At 69.3% G+C, this 17455-nt stretch carries 16 protein-coding genes and 1 riboswitch; of the genes, 4 read left to right on the forward strand and 12 right to left on the reverse strand.

Annotation, left to right across the window (positions count from 1 at the left end; translation table 11 throughout):
- Nucleotides 1-67 precede the first annotated feature (67 nt).
- The 4 genes from ACWDSJ_RS01675 to ACWDSJ_RS01690 all read right to left on the reverse strand — a co-directional run bounded on the left by ACWDSJ_RS01675 (nucleotide 68) and on the right by ACWDSJ_RS01690 (nucleotide 5558).
- Entirely contained in the window at nucleotides 68-2368 is a 2301-nt protein-coding gene (locus ACWDSJ_RS01675) for a hypothetical protein (protein ID WP_450028747.1), read from the reverse strand.
- Nucleotides 2369-2684: 316 nt separating this feature from the next.
- Nucleotides 2685-3164: a Clp protease N-terminal domain-containing protein gene (locus tag ACWDSJ_RS01680; RefSeq protein ID WP_450028748.1), complete on the reverse strand. Its 480-nt coding sequence runs from the start codon at nucleotides 3162-3164 to the stop codon at nucleotides 2685-2687.
- 72 nt (nucleotides 3165-3236) lie between these two features.
- On the reverse strand, nucleotides 3237-3866 hold the full coding sequence (locus tag ACWDSJ_RS01685) for a CatB-related O-acetyltransferase (RefSeq protein ID WP_450028749.1): 630 nt from the start codon (nucleotides 3864-3866) through the stop codon (nucleotides 3237-3239).
- 84 nt (nucleotides 3867-3950) lie between these two features.
- The gene (locus ACWDSJ_RS01690; RefSeq protein WP_450028750.1) at nucleotides 3951-5558 is read right to left on the reverse strand and encodes an ABC-F family ATP-binding cassette domain-containing protein; all 1608 of its coding nucleotides are present in this window, start codon (nucleotides 5556-5558) and stop codon (nucleotides 3951-3953) included.
- 154 nt (nucleotides 5559-5712) lie between these two features.
- On the opposite strand from ACWDSJ_RS01690, the gene ACWDSJ_RS01695 reads away from it, so the two are divergent.
- Entirely contained in the window at nucleotides 5713-6333 is a 621-nt protein-coding gene (locus ACWDSJ_RS01695) for a TetR/AcrR family transcriptional regulator (protein WP_450028751.1), read from the forward strand.
- Nucleotides 6334-6894: 561 nt separating this feature from the next.
- On the opposite strand, the gene ACWDSJ_RS01700 is transcribed toward ACWDSJ_RS01695, so the two are convergent.
- The 3 genes from ACWDSJ_RS01700 to ACWDSJ_RS01710 all read right to left on the reverse strand — a co-directional run bounded on the left by ACWDSJ_RS01700 (nucleotide 6895) and on the right by ACWDSJ_RS01710 (nucleotide 9238).
- Nucleotides 6895-7137, reverse strand: coding sequence for a hypothetical protein (locus ACWDSJ_RS01700; protein WP_450028752.1), 243 nt, complete (start codon nucleotides 7135-7137; stop codon nucleotides 6895-6897).
- A gap of 120 nt (nucleotides 7138-7257) precedes the next feature.
- Entirely contained in the window at nucleotides 7258-7995 is a 738-nt protein-coding gene (locus tag ACWDSJ_RS01705) for a 3-keto-5-aminohexanoate cleavage protein (RefSeq protein ID WP_450028753.1), read from the reverse strand.
- 25 nt (nucleotides 7996-8020) lie between these two features.
- The gene (locus ACWDSJ_RS01710; RefSeq protein WP_450028754.1) at nucleotides 8021-9238 is read right to left on the reverse strand and encodes an MFS transporter; all 1218 of its coding nucleotides are present in this window, start codon (nucleotides 9236-9238) and stop codon (nucleotides 8021-8023) included.
- Between the two features lie 61 nt (nucleotides 9239-9299).
- Here ACWDSJ_RS01710 and ACWDSJ_RS01715 point away from each other — a divergent pair, with 61 nt between their 5' ends.
- The gene (locus ACWDSJ_RS01715; RefSeq protein WP_387357567.1) at nucleotides 9300-9860 is read left to right on the forward strand and encodes a CGNR zinc finger domain-containing protein; all 561 of its coding nucleotides are present in this window, start codon (nucleotides 9300-9302) and stop codon (nucleotides 9858-9860) included.
- On the opposite strand, the gene ACWDSJ_RS01720 is transcribed toward ACWDSJ_RS01715, so the two are convergent.
- The 5 genes from ACWDSJ_RS01720 to ACWDSJ_RS01740 all read right to left on the reverse strand — a co-directional run bounded on the left by ACWDSJ_RS01720 (nucleotide 9847) and on the right by ACWDSJ_RS01740 (nucleotide 14660).
- Entirely contained in the window at nucleotides 9847-10251 is a 405-nt protein-coding gene (locus tag ACWDSJ_RS01720; protein ID WP_450028755.1) for a thioesterase family protein, read from the reverse strand. The two genes, ACWDSJ_RS01715 and ACWDSJ_RS01720, sit on opposite strands and share 14 nt — an antisense overlap.
- 26 nt (nucleotides 10252-10277) lie before the next feature.
- Nucleotides 10278-11441 (reverse strand): acyl-CoA dehydrogenase family protein, encoded by a 1164-nt coding sequence (locus ACWDSJ_RS01725; RefSeq protein WP_450028756.1) that lies wholly within the window; start codon nucleotides 11439-11441, stop codon nucleotides 10278-10280.
- The gene (locus ACWDSJ_RS01730; protein ID WP_450028757.1) at nucleotides 11442-12731 is read right to left on the reverse strand and encodes an aminotransferase class III-fold pyridoxal phosphate-dependent enzyme; all 1290 of its coding nucleotides are present in this window, start codon (nucleotides 12729-12731) and stop codon (nucleotides 11442-11444) included.
- Complete coding sequence (locus ACWDSJ_RS01735) at nucleotides 12722-13705, reverse strand: 3-oxoacyl-ACP synthase III family protein (RefSeq protein ID WP_450028758.1); 984 nt, start codon at nucleotides 13703-13705, stop codon at nucleotides 12722-12724. The genes ACWDSJ_RS01730 and ACWDSJ_RS01735 overlap by 10 nt, the downstream gene beginning before the upstream one ends.
- A gap of 430 nt (nucleotides 13706-14135) precedes the next feature.
- Nucleotides 14136-14660 (reverse strand): TetR/AcrR family transcriptional regulator, encoded by a 525-nt coding sequence (locus ACWDSJ_RS01740; protein ID WP_450028759.1) that lies wholly within the window; start codon nucleotides 14658-14660, stop codon nucleotides 14136-14138.
- Between ACWDSJ_RS01740 and ACWDSJ_RS01745 the strand changes: the two genes are divergently transcribed.
- The gene (locus tag ACWDSJ_RS01745; protein ID WP_450028760.1) at nucleotides 14655-14966 is read left to right on the forward strand and encodes a hypothetical protein; all 312 of its coding nucleotides are present in this window, start codon (nucleotides 14655-14657) and stop codon (nucleotides 14964-14966) included. The genes ACWDSJ_RS01740 and ACWDSJ_RS01745 overlap by 6 nt on opposite strands.
- Nucleotides 14967-15108: 142 nt before the next feature.
- Nucleotides 15109-15278: riboswitch (M-box (ykoK) riboswitch) on the forward strand.
- 327 nt (nucleotides 15279-15605) lie between these two features.
- Nucleotides 15606-17339 carry an NRAMP family divalent metal transporter gene (locus tag ACWDSJ_RS01750; protein WP_450028761.1) on the forward strand — a complete coding sequence of 578 codons (1734 nt, stop codon included), beginning with the start codon at nucleotides 15606-15608 and terminating at the stop codon, nucleotides 17337-17339.
- The last annotated feature ends 116 nt before the right edge of the window (nucleotides 17340-17455 follow it).

The raw sequence follows: 17455 nt of genomic DNA on the forward strand, positions 1-17455 counted from the left end.
CGTCGGGTTCAGTCCGGCGAGGCGATCACGAATCCCGTTGTGGGCCGGGGTTGTTCGATGTGTCCGCTCACCCGTTCCCGGGACCGGCCGCGTCGGCCCTGGGGAACCGCGGGCGGGGAATCGGCTTCTGGGGCGCGGTGTGCGGATCGGGGAGCGCCGTGGACCGAGCGGCCTCGGGCGGCGCGGCCCGCACAACGGTTCTCTTCACGACGACGGACGTGGGCCGCGCGTCGAGAACCGGCTCGGTGTGGGCCAACTCGTCCGCGTCGAGGGTGTCCGAGTGGACGGGCCTACCGTGGGCCGGGGCGGCGCGGCCCGGCGTGTAGACGGGGAGCGTCGGCTCGTCCGTGTCGAGACATGCGTCCGGGGCCGGACGCTCGTGCAGGACCGGCAGCTTCAGGGGAGTCGGAGCGGGCGCGGCGGAGTGCGATGACGACGCAGTCTGCTGTACCGGCTTGCGGCGCAACAGCTTTCGCAAACCACCTGGGCGCTCCGCTGCGGCGGGCGCCACGACGACCGGCTGTGGCTCCGATGCCGTGCCGCCCTCCGAATCCAGCCAAGGCGGGCGAATCGTGTGGTTCGAGGGCAGCCCGGGCGCCGAACTCACGGTCGGCGAGCCGCCCGGCGGGACAAGGGTCCGCGCCGAGATCGTGAGAGCGAGGCGCTCCCCGCTGTCCGACGCGGCCGTCCGCAGCCCGTGCAGGATCCGGCCACGACGGAGGCCCGAATCGACCGAGATCAGCGCGTCCGCGATCGCTTCCACGGTGACGTGCCGGGTCAGTGCGTCGAGCAGCGGCGGGAATCGCGGGTGGTCGAGTAGCTGCATCGCGTGGAAGACCAAGGTTCCGCTCGGCGGATGCCGGGTGAGGATCTCGCCGGTGAGCCGACCGCCGTCGGACATGGTGAGCATCGTGTCGGCGAGGTTTCGCACGGGCTCGTACCGTTCGGGGGGTTCGGGCGCGCCCGCCCGGGCCTCCCAATCGACGAGGGCGCGGACCAGGAGCCTCGCGGTCCGGCCGGGTTCGGCGGAGGTCATCTGTGTGAGCGTCGCCGGGAAATCCGGTATCGCCTCGACCAGAAATCCGGCCGACAGATCCTCGCTCGCGATGATGTCGTCCCCGACGAGGACGGAGGCCAGTTTCACGGGAGTGGCGTGCAGCGCCCGCAGGAAATTGGCGAGATCGGCGAATCCGATTCCGGGTTCATGCGTGTTCGGTATTCTGGTCGTCCGACTCAACAGCAGCAGAATCGTGACGCGCAATTCCGCCGTCAGCGCCGTGACGAACTCTTCGAGTCGCCTCGATTTCTCCTTTTCCTGAACTCGCAGAAATTGACTCACGCACGCGATCATCTGTTCGTTCCGGAATTCCGCCATCTCCGTCAGCAGCCGGATGGCCGATGCGCTTCCGTCCGGACCGCTGTCGATCATTCCCCGCAGGACGCTGCCGTCCGTGCCGAACGGTTCACGCAGCTGCGCGGCGACCTCGCGGCTCGCCCGCGCGCAGTCGCCGCGTTGCACGATCCGGACGATCCGGCGGCCGAACAGGCTCTCCGGGGCGACGTCGAGGATGCAGGCCGGTTCGGCCTCGAAGGCCGCGGCCGCGGTGATCCTCTCGGCCACCTCGTCGTCGTGTTCGGTGATGGCTCTCATCAGCGCCGCCCGTCTGTCCCGCTCGCGGGCGCCGATCGTATCGAGCAGTGCCGCGACCGCGCCCGGCAGGCGCCGGCCCGCTTCGGTCAGGGCGAGCGCGAGCGCCCGTTCGTCGGCGCCGAACACCTCGGGCAGCTGTTCGGCCACGGTTGTCTCCTCCCCGTCGGACAACCCGGTGAGCAGCCAGATCAACCGATCCTTCGCCGAGTTCTCCGCCGGTACTCCCGGGCCGTACTCCGGACGCGGGCGCGGGAGAACGCCCTCGGCGGGGAGAACCCGGGGATTCGTCTCGGGTCGGGGGGAACCGAGGGAGTTCCGCGCGTTCTCCCACAACGGCGCATAGGTCTCGCGGAGTTGTTCGAGGGGAGTATCCAATGCCGCCGCGGCCGTCGTGAGAATGGCGTGAAAGAATTCCTCCGAAGGACCGCCGCGTTTCTCCCCCATTTCGCGCGAGCATCGGCGTTCGTCGAGATCCAGACCGGGAGTACCGCGGACAATGTCCTTGTAGGTGAGATCTGCTCGTCGGACGAGTTTGTTCAGCTCGGCGCACAGCACACGTGTGGGCCACCCGAGCCTTTCGGGAAATTCGTTCGGATCGATTCGCAGCGGCCGTCCCCCGCGACGTTTCTCCCCCATCTGACCCTCCTCGTGCCGCCATTGTCCTCGCCGGTACTCCGCGCGAACGGAAATTATAGGGCCGGTCGGGCGGCGGCACACGTTTTCGAGAGAACCGCGCGTGCGGCGCGGGAGTGGCCGGGGGAGTAGACGCAGAATTCGAGGACGTTCTTGAATTGCGGTGCGGCCGAGAGGCGCCGCGGGAAGGAGAGGTTGCGGGGGATGAGCGGATTGCTGGCCGATGTGAACGGCCTTCTCGCCGTGGTGCTTCCGGCGGGAGGATGGCTGGGATGGTGGCTACACCATGACGGACCGGTCCGTTTGTATGCCGGAATTGTGGCGGTTCATTCGAATGACAGGGATAAGCGGGCGGCGGCTTTGAAGGTTCTCGAGCGAACCCGTTGCCCCGCGCGCGGATTCACCTCGAGAAAACGCCGGGAGTCGTCGGAAAACGAGCAGTGAGGAGGTTGTCCGAGGCCCGCACCGCGTGTTCCAGGAACGGCCGCGAGGCCCCCGCCCGGGCCAGCACATCGTGCGGGACTCCCCACTCGCTCAACGCCGCCAACAGCACATACTTCGGTGCGGTGGCCGTGGCCTCGCAGCGGGCGGCGTGGGTTTCGGCGGCGGCGAGGAGTTGGAGCAGGTCGTGGCTCGGGAGGATGCGCCGGGTGGGGTTGGGCTTGCGGCGGGGGAGGTCGGCGAGGGCCAGTTCCAGTTGCTGGGACAGCACGGCCGTGTTCACGCCCGATTCGGTGAGCAGCGCGCGGACGCCGCCGTCGGACTGGTACAGGACCGCCAGCAGGTGCACCGGCTCCAGGAACTCGTGCCCGCGGCAGGCCGCCTGGCAGTAGGACTTCTCGAGCGCTTGGGCGAGTTCGGTATCCACTGGCAACGCCATAGCTCGCACACTCCGATCGCTCGAAACGCGGGGGGTTCGTGACAGTGTCGATCCGGTGGCGCGGGCCGGGCATCACCCGATTCGGGTGAACGGATCATCGTCACGACGCGCCGCGTTCTCCAATTCGTCGATGGTGCCGGACATGATCGTGCGGACGTGCGCGTCGATGCGCTCGATCGGCCAGTCCCACCAGGACACCGCCAGCAGGCGATCGATATCGGCCGCGCTGTAGCGGTGGCGAATGAGCTCGGCCGGGTTGCCGCCGACGATGCCGTAGGCCGGGACATCGGAGGTCACCACGGATCCGGCGGCGACGATCGCGCCGTGCCCGATCCGTACTCCGGGCATCACCGTGACGCCGTATCCGATCCAGACGTCGTTGCCGACCACGGTGTCGCCGCGATTCGGCAGCTCCATGAGCAGATCGACATGCTGTGACCACGCGCCGCCCATGGTGGAGAACGGGAAGGTCGACGGTCCGTCCATGCGATGGTTGGCGCCGTTCATGATGAACCGCACGCCCGTGGCCAGGGCGCAGAATCTGCCGATGATCAGCTTCTCCGGGCCGTAGTGGTACAGGACGTTGCGGGTTTCGAACGCGGTGGGGTCGTCCGGGTCGTCGTAGTAGGAGTATTCGCCGACCTCGATGAGCGGCGAGGTGACCAGGGGTTTCAGCAGTACCACGCGCGGCTGTCCGGGCATGGGATGCAGTGTGGTGGGATCGGTGACAGGCGGTTGTTCGGGCACGTGTAATCCGTTCTGTGCGTAGGGGATTCGGGAATGCGGTCAGACCGAGGCGATCGCGGGCAGGTCGAGCCGGTCACCGCGCCAGCGGTCGCGGAGGCGGCGATCGTGGCTGACCACGACCAGCGCACCGCGATAGGCGGCCAGGGCGGCCTCCAACTCCTCGACGAGTCCCGGTGACAGGTGGTTGGTGGGCTCGTCCAAGAGCAGCAGGTCCGAGGGTTCGCCGAGCAGTCGTGCCAGTTCGAGCCGCTGCCGCTGCCCGGTGGACAGATTCTCCACGCGCTGCGCGAGCTGCGCGGGCGTGAACAGGCCCAGGGACAGCAGGCGGTCGGCGTGATCGCCGAGCTGCCCGGCACGGCCCCGGGCGAAGGCGCACAACAGGGTCTGCCCGGGTACCGGGGGAGGCGGCTCCTGTGCGAGACGACCGACTCGGCCGTGCCGGATCACCGTGCCGCCGTCGGGCGTGAGCTCGCCGGCCAGCACCCGCAGCAGAGTCGACTTGCCCGCACCGTTCGGACCGGTGATCAGCAGCCGCTCACCCGCCGACACCCGCACACTCGTGGGGGAGAGCCGACCGCGCACCGCGACACCGGTGGCGTCCACGACGACCCCGCGCGCTCCTCCGGCGGCGGGAATCGCCTTGAACCGCAACGGTTCCGGCGGTGGCGGTACCGGATCGGCCAGCAGCCGTCGCAGCCGTTCCTCGGCATTGCGGACCCGGCCCGCCAGCGATTGCTGCACGCGACCGCCCGCGCGGTCGTAGGCCATCTTGTTGTTGTCCCGCATCGCGCGTCCGGGCGCGACCCGCCGCGCCGTGACGGCGATGGTTTCGCGCAGCCAGTCGGTCTCGTCCCGCCAGCGCAGATGGTCCTGGACCCAGCGCTGTCGCGCGGCCTCCCGGTCGGCCAGATAGCCGCGGTAGCCATTGCCGTGGCGCACGACGCGGCGGCGATCGGGGTCCACTTCCAGCAGGGTGGTCGTCACCCGTTCGAGGAAGGTGCGGTCGTGGGAGACGGCGACCGTGGTGCCGCGCCTGGTGCGCAGATGGTCTTCCAGCCAGGTCACCGCGTCGTCGTCGAGGTGATTGGTGGGCTCGTCCAGCAGCAGGACCTCGGGCGCGGCGGTGAGCAGCGCGGCCAGGCGCAGGCGGACCTGTTCCCCACCGGACAGTCCGCCGACCGCGCGGTCGCGCGGGACGACGTCCAGTCCCAGACCGTGCAGGGCGCGTTCCAGCCGCGCGTCTGCGTCGTAACCGCCGCGCAGCTCGAAAACCGTTGCCAGGTCGGCGTATTCGTCGAGGTGGGATTCCGCGCCGGAGGACATCTCGAGTTCGAGGCGGCGCATCCGGTCCTCGATCCGCCGCAGCTCGTGCAACGACCGGTCGATGATCTGCTGGACGCTCAGGCGCGGGGCGAGTCGCTCGTCCTGGGCGAGGTAGCCGACGCCGCCCTCGGCGTGCACGACGATCTCGCCCTCATCGGGCCGCTCGCGTCCGGCGAACAGCCGCAGCAGCGTGCTCTTTCCCGACCCGTTCTCCCCGATGATCCCGGTGCGTTCACCCGCGCCGAGCGAACAGGTGACCGCATCGAGAATCGTGCGGCCGTGGAAGGACTTGCCGACCGCGAGCGCGGTGATCTGAGTGGGCACGAACTACCTCCGAAGCATTCGACGACGACACGGCCAGGGGCGACCGCTGAGCCTGGTGAACACTTCGAATGAGCATCGGCGACCTCACTAGTGCTACGAATGTTGCGTTAAGATGATTGCACATCGTGCCCCGCCGAGCAACCGGATTGCCGCAATGACCTCAGTCACAGGAAGTTCCGCCCCACCGCGCCCACGGCCCGGCGGCCGCACCGCCCGCATCCGCGAGGAGGTCCTCGCCGCAGTGCGCGGCGAGCTGACCGAGCACGGTTACGACGCCCTCACCGTCGATACGGTCGCGGCCCGCGCGGGCGTGCATCGGACCACGGTGTATCGCCGCTGGCGCGATGTGGGCGGATTGATCGCCGATCTGTTCGCCGCCGCGAGCGATCTGGACTGGCATCCGCCCGACACGGGCTCGCTGTGCGGCGATCTGACCGGGCTGAACCGGGAGATCCAGGATTCCTTCACCGAGGAGTCGTCGATCGCGATGGCCCTGATCGCGGTGTCCTTCCGCTCGGAACCTGCGGCGCGCGCACTGCGGCAGTTGTGGGACGGGCGCTACGACCAATGCGAGATCGTCGTGGAACGCGCGATCCGGCGAGGCGAGATCCCACCCGGCACCGACGCCCGCGCACTACTGATCGCCGCCACCGCCCCGCTGTACCACCAGCTGGTGTTGCTGCGTACGCCCGCGGATCCGGAGCTTCCGGAGCGGGCGGCGCGTGCGGCGGTACTGGCGGCACAGGGCGGAGCGTTCGAGATGTCCGCTCGGTGACGGGGCGGACCGCCCCAGTCCGGTGGCCGCGTAGCGGGCAACCACATCCCGTACACCCAGCGCCCGGGCGGTACGCAGGATCGTCCCCAGATTTCCGGGGATCACCGACCTGGTCGCAGACGACGGAAGAAATCGCCGTGGGGCGAATCGGCGGAGACCTCATCGGGCAGGTGCGTCACAGCTAGCCAGTCGACCGGCTCGGTGCCGCCGACTCCGCAGCAAGTCGTCCCGCGCGAGATGGACTGTCACCTCTGCGAATTCGAGTTCCGCATTCGATTCCGGGTTCCTGCGCTCGCCTAATACAGCACGTAGTCCACTCGCGGCCCCGCCGCCCGGACCTGCCGAATCAAACGCGAGTCCCCCCGGATCAGGCAACGCCCCTGAGCGACCCGACCGGCACGAGTCGCCAGCGACCGCGCGACCACGATCCGCGGATCTTGATCGAGTCGATGAACTCCATGGAGGACAACACTATCGGCATGCTGGTGCCCGACGACGAGGGGCAACCGAACACCTCTCTGCCACGCGCACACCCAGCTCGCTACGCCCAACCGGCGGGGCTCAACGATGATGCCTGTGACCGCCGCCGTGCCCGGCCTCGCCGCCGTGGTGGGAGCAGGTGCCCGGGCCCACGCTCGGGCTCGTGGTGCCGTCGTTGCACAGCGTGCCTCCGCTGGAGCCGTCGGCCGATCCGCTACCGGCGGAGCCGGACGCGATTCCCGTTGTCGCATCGGCGGTTCCGTACAGCGCGCCGGTTGCGGCGACGGCTACGAGGGTGGTGCCGAACAGCGTGCGAAATGTCATGAGCGATTCCTCTCCGCGTGGGTCGAACGGAGGTGTGTCGCTGGGCGGCCATCGTTGTTACAGGCTCATCGGCGTGTCGCCAGCTCTGCTGGTTCGCAGCGAGAGGCCGGGGCAGGGACCTCAATCAACCTCCCGCTCCTCTGATTTCCCCGCGGTCACGACACTGTCGACAAGTTCGGCGTTGCCGCGGGCGAGCTCACCGCCACGTAGGACCAAGGTGTCCTCGAGGCCGATACGAGCCTGATACCCATTAGCTCCGGCGTAATCCACTGCGGCCCAACAGTTCTCGTCGATCCCGTGGAGCAGGATCGGGACATGGGGGTGGGCATCGCCGATGATCCGGCGCATTCGGGCCGCGTAGTCCGCGATGTCGGCGGGCGGCAGTGCGCCGGGCAATTCGATCATGGCCCGCAGGCATTTTCCCGCGTGCGGGGAGCGGGCCCAGGCGCGGGCGGCGTCGAGGTCGAAGAGTCCGGCTTCGACGCCGCAGCCTCTGCCCAGGAGGGCCGCGGCGATCCGGTCCGCGCCGGTCTCGTGCCAATTGACGGATGCGAAATCCGGCAGGGTGGTCCAGGCGTCGACGGCGGCGGCGCGGTGGCGGGGGTCGGGATGGATCCAGTCGCCCGTGGTGACGCCGAGCGGGACGGAGATCCGGGCGCGCAGGGCGTGCACCAGCGTCTCGATCTCCTCGGCGCCCAGGGTGTCGTGTCCGTCGGCGTCCTTGGGGTGGACGTGGACGTTGTCGGCGCCCGCCCGGACGGCTGCGGCGGCCTCGTCGACGAGTTCGCCGAGGGTGGCGGGGAGCGCTCGCGCCTCGTGGGGGTGGCGCTGTCCGTTGATGCACGCTTGCAGGGTCATCGGGTGCCTCCTTCGTCTGCTCGGTTCAGTGGTGACCGGAAGATGGTGTGGCTCCGGTGGTTTCGGCGGTTCGGTCGGCGCGGGAGCGCACGGGCACGGACGACGCCGCGACGACGAGCACGGCCAGCGCGCCGAGGCCCGCGAAAGCGGTTGTCACCGAGCCGTATTCGAGGATCTGACCGGCGACCGTACTGCCGAGCGTATAGCCGACACCGCCCGCGGAATACAACAGCGAGAAGCCGACGGGCCACTGCGCCTCCGGCAGATCGCGGGTGAGGGCGATGTTCCGCCCGATCAGCGCGGGGGCCTGCGCGGCGCCGATCAGGACGCACACCGTGAGCGATATCCACAGCGGCGTCGCGATGCCCACGACGATCATCAACACCCCCATCGCGACGATCGCGCCCTGGGAGTGGGCGCTGGCCGTGCCGGGCCATTTCCGGGCCCCGTAGACGCCGCTGCACACAATGCTGACCGCGGCCAGCACCGCCAGCGTGATGCCGGAAAGGACTGTGGGAGCGCGCCTTTCGGCGAGCAACGCGGGCAGCAGCACATCGAGCGCGGCCATCACGAACATGATGGTCGCCGACGCGAGAATCGGGACGACGAGCAGCAGCGCCAACGCGCGCGCCGAATGCGGGGCGTCGGCCGCCGCGTCCCGCCGCACCGGCGCGTCCCGGAGCCGGGCGACCGGGATGAGCGCGAGCACGAGCACCGCGGCGATGATCAGCAGGGGCGCCGGGGTCCCCAGCGCGGTGGCCGCGATGGCGGCGAACGCGGGCCCGGTGAGCCAGCTCGCCTGGTTGATCATCGTGTCGATGCTCAACGCGCGATCACGGTGCTCGGGCCCGACCACCCGGGACACATAGGAACGAAGCGCCCCGGGCACTCCCGCGGCCACGCCACCCGCGCCCGCCATGGCGAGCACGGCCAGCGGCCACCAGGATGTCAAGGCCACCAGCAGCACGGTGACGACGATCAGCGCGGCCTCGGCGACCACGGCCGCGGCGACCTCGCGGCGCAGCGGCGCGGATTGCACGCGGCGGCCCATCACGGGAGCGAGTACCGCCTCCCCGGCCGCATAACCCCCGGCCAGCAGGCCGCCGATGGCGTAGCTGCCGGTGTGGGCGACGGCGAAGAGAACACTGCCCAGGGGGACGGTGGTGACCGCCAACCGGGTCCCGATGGTGGCCGACGCCCAGGTTCTGACGGCGGGGATGCGAAGTAACGATGCGTGAAACATGTCAGCTCCCGACGGTTACCTATGAAACAATACAAGGGTAACGAGAGGATTGGAGGGTGTTGTGGTCCCCGATGATCACGAGCGCAGCGGCGCTCCCGGTGACCTCGAGGAGGTCCGTACGCTGCTGAACAGCTGGAACGTCCCGAACGACACGCGTATCCCGCGTGACCAATTGAGCGAATGGAGCGCCGACGAGCGGGTGTGGAACGACCTGTTCCACACCGTTCCCCGCCCGCGCCGACCGGCGGAGGTCGATCGGCTGGCGCGGGCGCGGGACATCGTGCGGGCCCTCGTCGACGGAAACCCCGACCCGTTCGAGGCGATGATCGCCGACGAGCACCGCCCGGCGATCCGGATCGCCGAGGGACGACTGGCCTTCGACGCCGACTCCTCGGCCGTGGGCCGGGTGGTGTCGATCGTGCTGGCCGCCGCCGCCGAGGGAACCCTGGGCCGGCTGCGGGCCTGTGGCGACTGCGCCTGGGTGTTCTACGACTCGTCGCGGAACAACCGTCGTCGCTGGTGCGCGATGATCCCGTCCCCGGGGGTGCGGGGATGTGGGTCGGCCGCCAAGGCTCGCGAATACCGCAGTCGTCATCGGCCCGGCGCGGTCATCGAGGCCTGAGGGCGTCGAGTTTGGCCAGGAACTTCTCCCTGGGCACGACGCCCCGCCGGTGCCGGCCGGACAGAATTGTGGCGCGCGGATCGCTCGCCTCGACCTCGAACAGCAGCGACCGCTCGCCGGCCTCGACGAGGGTGGCCCGGACGGTCACCTCCTCGCCGGTCAGCGTGGGCGCCAGATGGGAGCTGTCGTGGGCGGAACCGACGGTCATGAAGTCGCCGGGAATCGCGTCCTCGACCGCCTTCATCGCGGCGATCTCACTGAGCCACAACAGAACTGGCGTGGACAGGACGGGGAGGTCGTTCCCCCAGGCGTCGGCCGCGTCCTCGGGGCGGACCCGATGCGTGATCGTGGCGGTGGCGCCGGGGACGAACGTGGGTGCGAGGGTGCTCATGACATTCTCCTTCGTTTCCGGTCGGATCACTGCGTCTGCCCGGCCAGCGCGCGCGGCGCCGCCGATGCGCCGGTGCGCATTTGATTGAAGATGTTCTTGCGCTGCATCTCCGCGGTGCCGCCGGCGATGAGGCAGCCGTACGCGTCGAGCAGCCGCTGGATCGTGGGCCCGGCCATGTAGCCGAGGTGGCCCTTGATCCGCAGGGCGTGCTCCGCCCCCGCCCGAAGTGACTCCGCCCCATGGAATTTGGCGGTCGAGCACAGCCGGTTCGCCTCGGGCCGCTCGTCGAGCAGCGCGTCGAGCGCGGTGTAGGAGATCGCCCGGGTGGTATCGATCGACATCCGCATATCGGTCAACCGCGCCTGGACGTACTGGTAGTCGATGATCTTGTGTTTGAACGCCTCTCGCTGTTCGCTGAACGAAAAGGCATCCGCCAGAACGGGTTCCAGATATCCGGCGGCGAGCACGCCGTAGAGCAGCCGGTCCAGGCTGATGGTGTTGTAGATCATCGTCAGGCCGTCACCCGGGCTGCCCACGACGCTGTCGTGCCCGAGGGCGACGCCGTCGAGGGTGAACGGCCCGGTGGGGCTGGTGCGGTTGCCCGCCATGTTCTCGATCTCGCCCTTGTGCACGTCGGGGTCGTTCATGTCGACGATGAACAGCGTGATGTCGCGTCGCCCGAGCTCCGGAACGCGCGCGAGGACGAAGGCGAGGTCGGCGATGGGCCCATGGGTGACATGGTCTTTGGCGCCGGTGAGCACGTACCCGTCGGCGGTCCGCACGGCGGCGGTCTGCACGCGGGCGACGTCGGATCCGCCGCGCGTCTCGGTCAGCGCGGTGGCGCCGACGCCGCCGTCGAGCAGGATCGGCAGGTAGCGTCCGATCTGTTCCTCGGTGCAGAAGGTGAGCATGCTGCGGATCAGCCCGGCCTGCGCGACCAGCGAGAGGTTGAACCCGAGATCCTGTCCGCCCGCGGCGATGCCCTCGAACGCGGCGACGAAATCCCACCAGCCGCCGCCGTATCCGCCGAATCTGCGCGGAACCGCGAGGCGCCACAGGCCCTCGGCAGCGAGTTCACGCCACGACTCGATATCCAATGTTCCGTTCCGATAATGGGTTTCGGCGTTCTTGGCGACGGTCGCCGCGGCGACGGCGGTGTAGCGATCGGTCAATCCGGTGTCGAGTCGCATTTAACGGTTCTCCTTGTCGTATCCGGCCAGGGCGTCGTCCAACCGGTCGAGTAGGTCGTCGATCTCGGTCCGCGAACTGTTCAGCGGCGGTGTGACCAGCAGCGAGGCCGAGCGGGAATCCACACCGGCCGGATACAGCGCGAGATCGCGGGACAGACAGTGCCGCACGAGCGTGCGGCAGTCGGCCAGGGCGTCGTCTCCGGTGGTGACGCCCACGGCGCGCAGCAGTCCCCGTCCCCGGGGGCTGCCGATGAACTCGTACCGGTCGGCCAGCCGCGCCAGGCCCTCGGTGAGCTGACGACCGCGGCGCCGCACATTGCCCGGCACGTTCTCGGCGTCGAGGGTCTCGATCACCGTGGAAGCGACCGCGGCGGCGACCGGGCTTTCGGCCATCGTGTGCCCGAACGTCCCCAGATCGGGGATATCGGCGAGCGGTTCGGCGATCCTCGTCGCGACCATGCAGGCCGCGATCGGGACGTATCCGGCGCCGAGGCCCTTGCTGACGACCACGATGTCGGCGGCGAGGCCCAGCGCGTCGGAGACCAGCGGATCGCCGGCCCGCCCGAATCCGGTCATCACCTCGTCGGCGATCACCAGCGCCCCGACCCGGTCGGCCGCCCGGCGAATGGCGGCCAGGGTGGCGGGGTCGTGCGGCACGGCTCCGCCCGCCGCCCCGACGACGGGTTCGACGACGACCGCGGCCAGCCGTTCCCCGGCGGCATCGATCGCCCGCTCCCACGCCTCGGCGGTGGCTCGCGTTCCGGGTTCGGCCGGGGGATGGACCCACCCCGGTTGCAGGAATTCCGTTGCCGCACCGAGGGATTCGTGCCGGAGCGGATGTCCCGAGGCGCCCAGCGCGGCGGTGGTCATGCCGTGATACGAGGGCCATTCGGCGAGCAGCCGGGCACGCCGCCCGTGAGTGCGGGCGTGGTGGCGCCAGGCGACGCGGAACGCCTGTTCCAGACCGTCGGAACCCGAGCTGGCGAGCAGATGGTGGGTCAGTCTGCCCCCGCTGGCGGCGGTGAGCTGGCCCCGCAGCCGCTCGACGGCGGGATTGTCGAACAACCCGCGCCAGGTGAAGTGCAGATCCCGCGCCTGCCCGCTCATGGCGGCGACGACGGCCGGATGGGTATGGCCCAGATTGACATTCACCGCGCCCGAACACCCGTCGAGGATCGTGCGCCCGTCCCGCGTCCGGAGATAACAGCCGTGCGCGGCGGTCACCATCGGCCGCGCGGCGGGCACGATCGGCGAGGTCGTCGGCGGTGTCTCGACCGCGGTCAGTACCATCGCAGCACCGCCGCCCCGGTCGTCATGCCCCCGCCGATCGCCGCGAGCAGGACCACCTCGTCACGCTGGATCGGCGCGCGCTCGTGCTCGAGTCCGAGTGTCATCGGCACCGAGGCGGCGGCGGTGTTGCCGATCCGATCGCCGCTGACGGCGACCTTCTCCCGCGGGACGCCCATCTCGTCGGCCAGCGCCTCCACCAGCCGCACATTGCCCTGATGCAGCACGAACCGGTCGATCTCCCCGACGGTCACCCCGGCCTGATCGCACGCCTGCTGCACCGTTTTCGGGACCGTGGTCATCGCGTATTCCTTCACCGCGCGCCCGTTCATCACGAAGCGGTCCAAGCCCTCGTCCAGCGCCGCCTCGTCGATGGGACGCGCCGAACCGCCCGCGGGCACCTGCACGTATTCCGCCAGATCACCGGCGGAGGTCAGGCTGTGGCCGAGCAGCCCGTACCGGTCGGGCGTCCGGCCGATCACCGTCGCGCCGGCGCCGTCGCCGAACAACGGCACGGTCTTGCGGTCGCGGCGATCCATGATGCGCGAGTAGGTGTCCGCGCCGATGACGAGCGCCACCGCGCTGTCGTCGTGCTCGGGCAGCAGCCCGGTCGCGGCGATGAGCGCGTACAGGTAACCGCAGCAGACCGCGTTGACGTCGAACGCCGGAATCCCGTTGAGCCCCAACAGGTTCTGCACATGCGCGGCGGTCGCGGGCAGCGGCTTGTCGGGCGTGCTCGTCGCGACGACGAGGGCGTGCACCTGATCCGGGCTCAGCGCGAGGTTCGCCAGCGCGTTCCTGGCCGCCTCGGCGGCGAGATCGGAGGTGGTCTGCCCGGGCTCCGCGTAACGACGTGTGATCACCCCCGTGCGTTCGTGGATCCATTCTCGGTCGGTTTCACACCATCCCCCCACCTCGATATTGCCGACGATCCGCGGCGGCAACGCGGTTCCGGTGCCGAGTACACCAACGGACATTGTCTCTCCTTGATTGATACTCCCCTGAGAACGTCACCGTCTATCGGCGACATGAGTAACGATAAGAGAGGCGCAGTTACTAATCAACTCGTTTACAGGTAACGATGACGGGTATGGGGGCGTCGGCCGACGTTCCGGGTGAGCCCGAAAAACCTGCCTCACAAGGGATTTCATCGAAAGGCTGAGAGATTCCGAAGAAGCCGACTTTCGACGGCTCCGCGCGCACAGTCGGATTCACGGCCGGGCGCATGGCCTACGGCGAGAGATTCTGTGGCACAGGGGTTTCGGGGCTCGATCGGCATCACCGTCGGCGTTGATTGTCCGCACCGCCCCGGGAATTGCCGTGCGCCGCCGCGTCCTTTCGGGCTGAAACCCGTTCTGTGGAGATTCGGCGACGACCCGGTTCAAGGCCGGATGTGCGCGGAGGTCCTCATTCGGCGAGCGTGTTGTCGATGATGTCGTCCAGATCGTGCTCGGGCTGCCCGTAGCCGAAGATCGCGCGGAGGTACAGCGGTGCGACCAGTCGATCGAGCACCCGCGATAGGTCGGGGGTGTGCTCCCCGCGGGCGCGGGCCCGGTCGAGCATCTGCTCGATCAGTTCGGCGCGGGCCGCGGCGATGTCGGTGATCCGCTGAGCGCGGTCGGAGTCGGCGGCGGCGTCGGCGCGGGCGGCGACGGCCGCGTACACCAGCGAAAGCCCTTCGGGGGCAGCGAGTTCGGCGTTCATCCGCTCGGCCCAGCGCCGTAGATCGTGGCGGAGCGAACCGGTGTCGGGCAGGGGTTGCTCCTGGTTGAGCCGCGCGACGGCCACCGCCACGTCGAGCAGGAGATTGTCCAGGGTGCCCCAGCGCCGGTAGATCGTCGCTTCGTTGACGCCCGCGCGCTCGGCGACGTCGCGCCCGGTGAACCCGTCGCGACCGCGTTCCTCGAGCAGCGTGCGCACGGCTTCGTGCACCGCCGCACCGACGCGCGCGGTGCGGCCGCCGGGCCGGCGGGCCGGCCGTTCACCATGGGCATCGCCCGGCGACAGGTTCCGCGAAACCTTTGGGACAGGGCGGATTTCCGACGCACCCATGGGCTGATCACCGGGATCTGGGGCCTCGCTTTCGCGGGCCTCGCCGTCGCGTCGACCATCGTCCGGGTCGCCGAGCTCGGCGTCGCGGTCGGTCTGCCGGTGCGCCTGGTGGGCCTGGTGATCCCGTTCCTGCTCACCGTCCGTGCGGTGAAGGCGATCCGCGCCCGCACCGCGCCGACCGTATGACGGCTCGGACCGCACGATCGCCGCGATGCGACCGAAGACGTTGTGTCGCAGCGTGTTCGCCACAGCGGACGGTGTGTGGCGCCCGTCATCGGGGACGTTCGCCGATTTGACATCCGGCCGAGGGGGGATCAGCATTGCTGGGTCAGCACCTCGCTAGGTGAGGCTCCTGTACGAACACAGGCCACTGATCCGACGACGTCGAGAGACGCCCAGGGTTAGGACAGATCTCCCCGGACTAAGGGGTGATCCGAAGTGGCTTCCCGCAAGGGATTACGTCGTGCAGTGCCGAAGCTTTGACGAGAGGGGTGCCCGCTCGGACGGTCCGTTCGAGCCCCCCTTCGGTGTTCTGGCGTCGTATGTGGTGACGTGCGCGTCCTGGCGGCAAGGAGGTGAGGGACGACATGAACTCCGGCGATGGTCCGTATCCGAGTCCGGCTCGACAACACTCGTTCCCAGCTTGCTGCGGCACCGTGACCCCCTGACATCCCCGGCCGCGCGCCGTCGTCTGATCGCATCGGTGTGATGCGTGTCCTCGGGGTGCCTCGTCGTGCCCGGAATGCCTTGCAGCGGCTGATCTCTCACCCACCCGTACCTCGAATCGCTGTGCAGCGAGGCGAATGAAGAAGGGAGAGAACGGCGATGGCCTTCTTCTCCGGCGGCGCGATCCGCCGCGACACCACCACCGTCCCCGCACCCACGGCCCCGACGGGCGCGGTCATGGATTCCGCGCACGTCGGCGATATCGTCGGCGCGCTCGGCTCGATCGGCCGACACGACACCGTCGAGGGCCGTACCCGCCGGCAGAAGTTCCGGATGCTGCTCGCAGTCATCGGTCCGGGCCTTATCGTCATGGTCGGCGACAACGACGCCGGCGGCGTCGCCACCTATGCCCAGGCCGGGCAGAACTACGGCATGGCACTGATCTGGACGCTCGCACTGTTGATCCCGGTGCTCTACGTCAATCAGGAAATGGTCGTGCGGCTCGGCGCGGTCGCCGGGGTCGGGCACGCCCGGCTGATTTTCGATCGGTTCGGGAAGTTCTGGGGCGCGTTCAGCGTGGGCGACCTGTTCATCGTGAACGCGCTGACCATCGTCACCGAGTTCATCGGCGTCTCGATGGCGCTCGGCTATTTCGGTCTGCCCAAGGCGATTTCGGTGCCGTTGGCGGCGGTGCTGCTGTTCGCCGTGGTGGCGGGCGGCTCGTTCCGGCGCTGGGAGCGGTTCCTGTTCGGGCTCATCGCGATCAATGTCGTCATATTCCCGCTGGCGTTCCTGGTGCGTCCGCGGGCGGCGACGATCGGACACGGTCTGATCCCGTCGTTCCCGGGTGGGCTGAACTCGACGCTGCTGTTGTTGATCGTCGCCATCGTGGGCACCACCGTCGCTCCCTGGCAGCTGTTCTTCCAGCAGTCCAACATCGTCGACAAGCGCATCACCCCACGCTGGATCCGCTTCGAACGCATCGATCTGTGGGTGGGCATCGTCGTGGTCATGGCCGGAGCCATCGCGATCATGGCCGTGGCGGCGTCCGCGCCGATCGGGAGTTTCACCGACGCCGGCGCGGTCGCGCGGGGTCTGGGGGACACCATGGGGGAGGGCGCCGGAGCCCTGTTCGCCATCCTGCTGCTCGACGCCTCGCTGATCGGTGCGAACGCGGTCGGGCTGGCCACCACCTACGCTCTCGGCGACACTCTCGGCAAGCGGCACTCGCTGCATTGGAAGATCAGCGAGGCGCCCGCCTTCTACGCCGGTTACGCGACGCTGCTGACGCTGGCGGCGGCGGTGTCGTTCAGCCCCGACCACGTGCTGGGACTGCTCACCCAGGGCGTCCAGGCGCTCGCGGGGGTGCTGCTGCCCTCGGCCACGGTGTTCCTCGTGCTGCTCTGCAACGACAAGGCCGTGCTCGGGCCATGGGCGAACACCGTCAAGCAGAACATCATGGCCGGTGTCATCGTGTGGTCGCTGGTGCTGCTGTCGCTGGCCCTGACCGCCGCCACCTTCTTCCCCGAGCTGACCACGACGCAGTTGGAGATCGGCTTCGGTGTCGGGATCGGCGTCGGGCTGCTGGGCGGTGCGGTGATCGCTCTCGCCAAGCAGCGCGCCGACCGCCACGCGGCCCGGACGACCGCCGCCGAACTCGGCGGCCTGGACCCCGACCAGGTCGAGGAGCTCGACGCGACCCGGCTGTCACGGGCCGAGCGCAAGGCCATCCGCGACCGGGATCGCGACACCTGGCGCACCCCGGCCCTCGACACGCTCGAGCGCCCGGTGTTCTCGCCGTTGCGCACGGCGGGGATGGTCGCCCTGCGCGGCTATCTGCTCATCGCCGTGGTCCTGGTGGGTGTGCGGATCGTCCGATCCCTCACCGGCTGAACATGATTCGCGCCGAGGCCGTCCTCGGTGTCCGGTGCGGCGAGCCCGGACGCGATCGTCGACGCGGAGCGGTACCTCATGCGGGCGGTCGATCGCCGCGTCGCGGGATCCGTCGA

The sequence above is a fragment of the Nocardia sp. NPDC003482 genome (genome assembly GCF_053588115.1).

Bases quoted from the DNA above. Each gene is read 5' to 3' on its own strand.
- ACWDSJ_RS01680 (WP_450028748.1), bottom strand. From the start codon at position 3,164: ATGGCGTTGCCAGTGGATACCGAACTCGCCCAAGCGCTCGAGAAGTCC.
- ACWDSJ_RS01685 (WP_450028749.1), bottom strand. From the start codon at position 3,866: ATGCCCGGACAGCCGCGCGTGGTACTGCTGAAACCCCTGGTCACCTCG.
- ACWDSJ_RS01695 (WP_450028751.1), top strand. From the start codon at position 5,713: ATGACCTCAGTCACAGGAAGTTCCGCCCCACCGCGCCCACGGCCCGGC.
- ACWDSJ_RS01700 (WP_450028752.1), bottom strand. From the start codon at position 7,137: ATGACATTTCGCACGCTGTTCGGCACCACCCTCGTAGCCGTCGCCGCA.
- ACWDSJ_RS01705 (WP_450028753.1), bottom strand. From the start codon at position 7,995: ATGACCCTGCAAGCGTGCATCAACGGACAGCGCCACCCCCACGAGGCG.
- ACWDSJ_RS01710 (WP_450028754.1), bottom strand. From the start codon at position 9,238: ATGTTTCACGCATCGTTACTTCGCATCCCCGCCGTCAGAACCTGGGCG.
- ACWDSJ_RS01720 (WP_450028755.1), bottom strand. From the start codon at position 10,251: ATGAGCACCCTCGCACCCACGTTCGTCCCCGGCGCCACCGCCACGATC.
- ACWDSJ_RS01725 (WP_450028756.1), bottom strand. From the start codon at position 11,441: ATGCGACTCGACACCGGATTGACCGATCGCTACACCGCCGTCGCCGCG.
- ACWDSJ_RS01730 (WP_450028757.1), bottom strand. From the start codon at position 12,731: ATGGTACTGACCGCGGTCGAGACACCGCCGACGACCTCGCCGATCGTG.
- ACWDSJ_RS01735 (WP_450028758.1), bottom strand. From the start codon at position 13,705: ATGTCCGTTGGTGTACTCGGCACCGGAACCGCGTTGCCGCCGCGGATC.
- ACWDSJ_RS01750 (WP_450028761.1), top strand. From the start codon at position 15,606: ATGGCCTTCTTCTCCGGCGGCGCGATCCGCCGCGACACCACCACCGTC.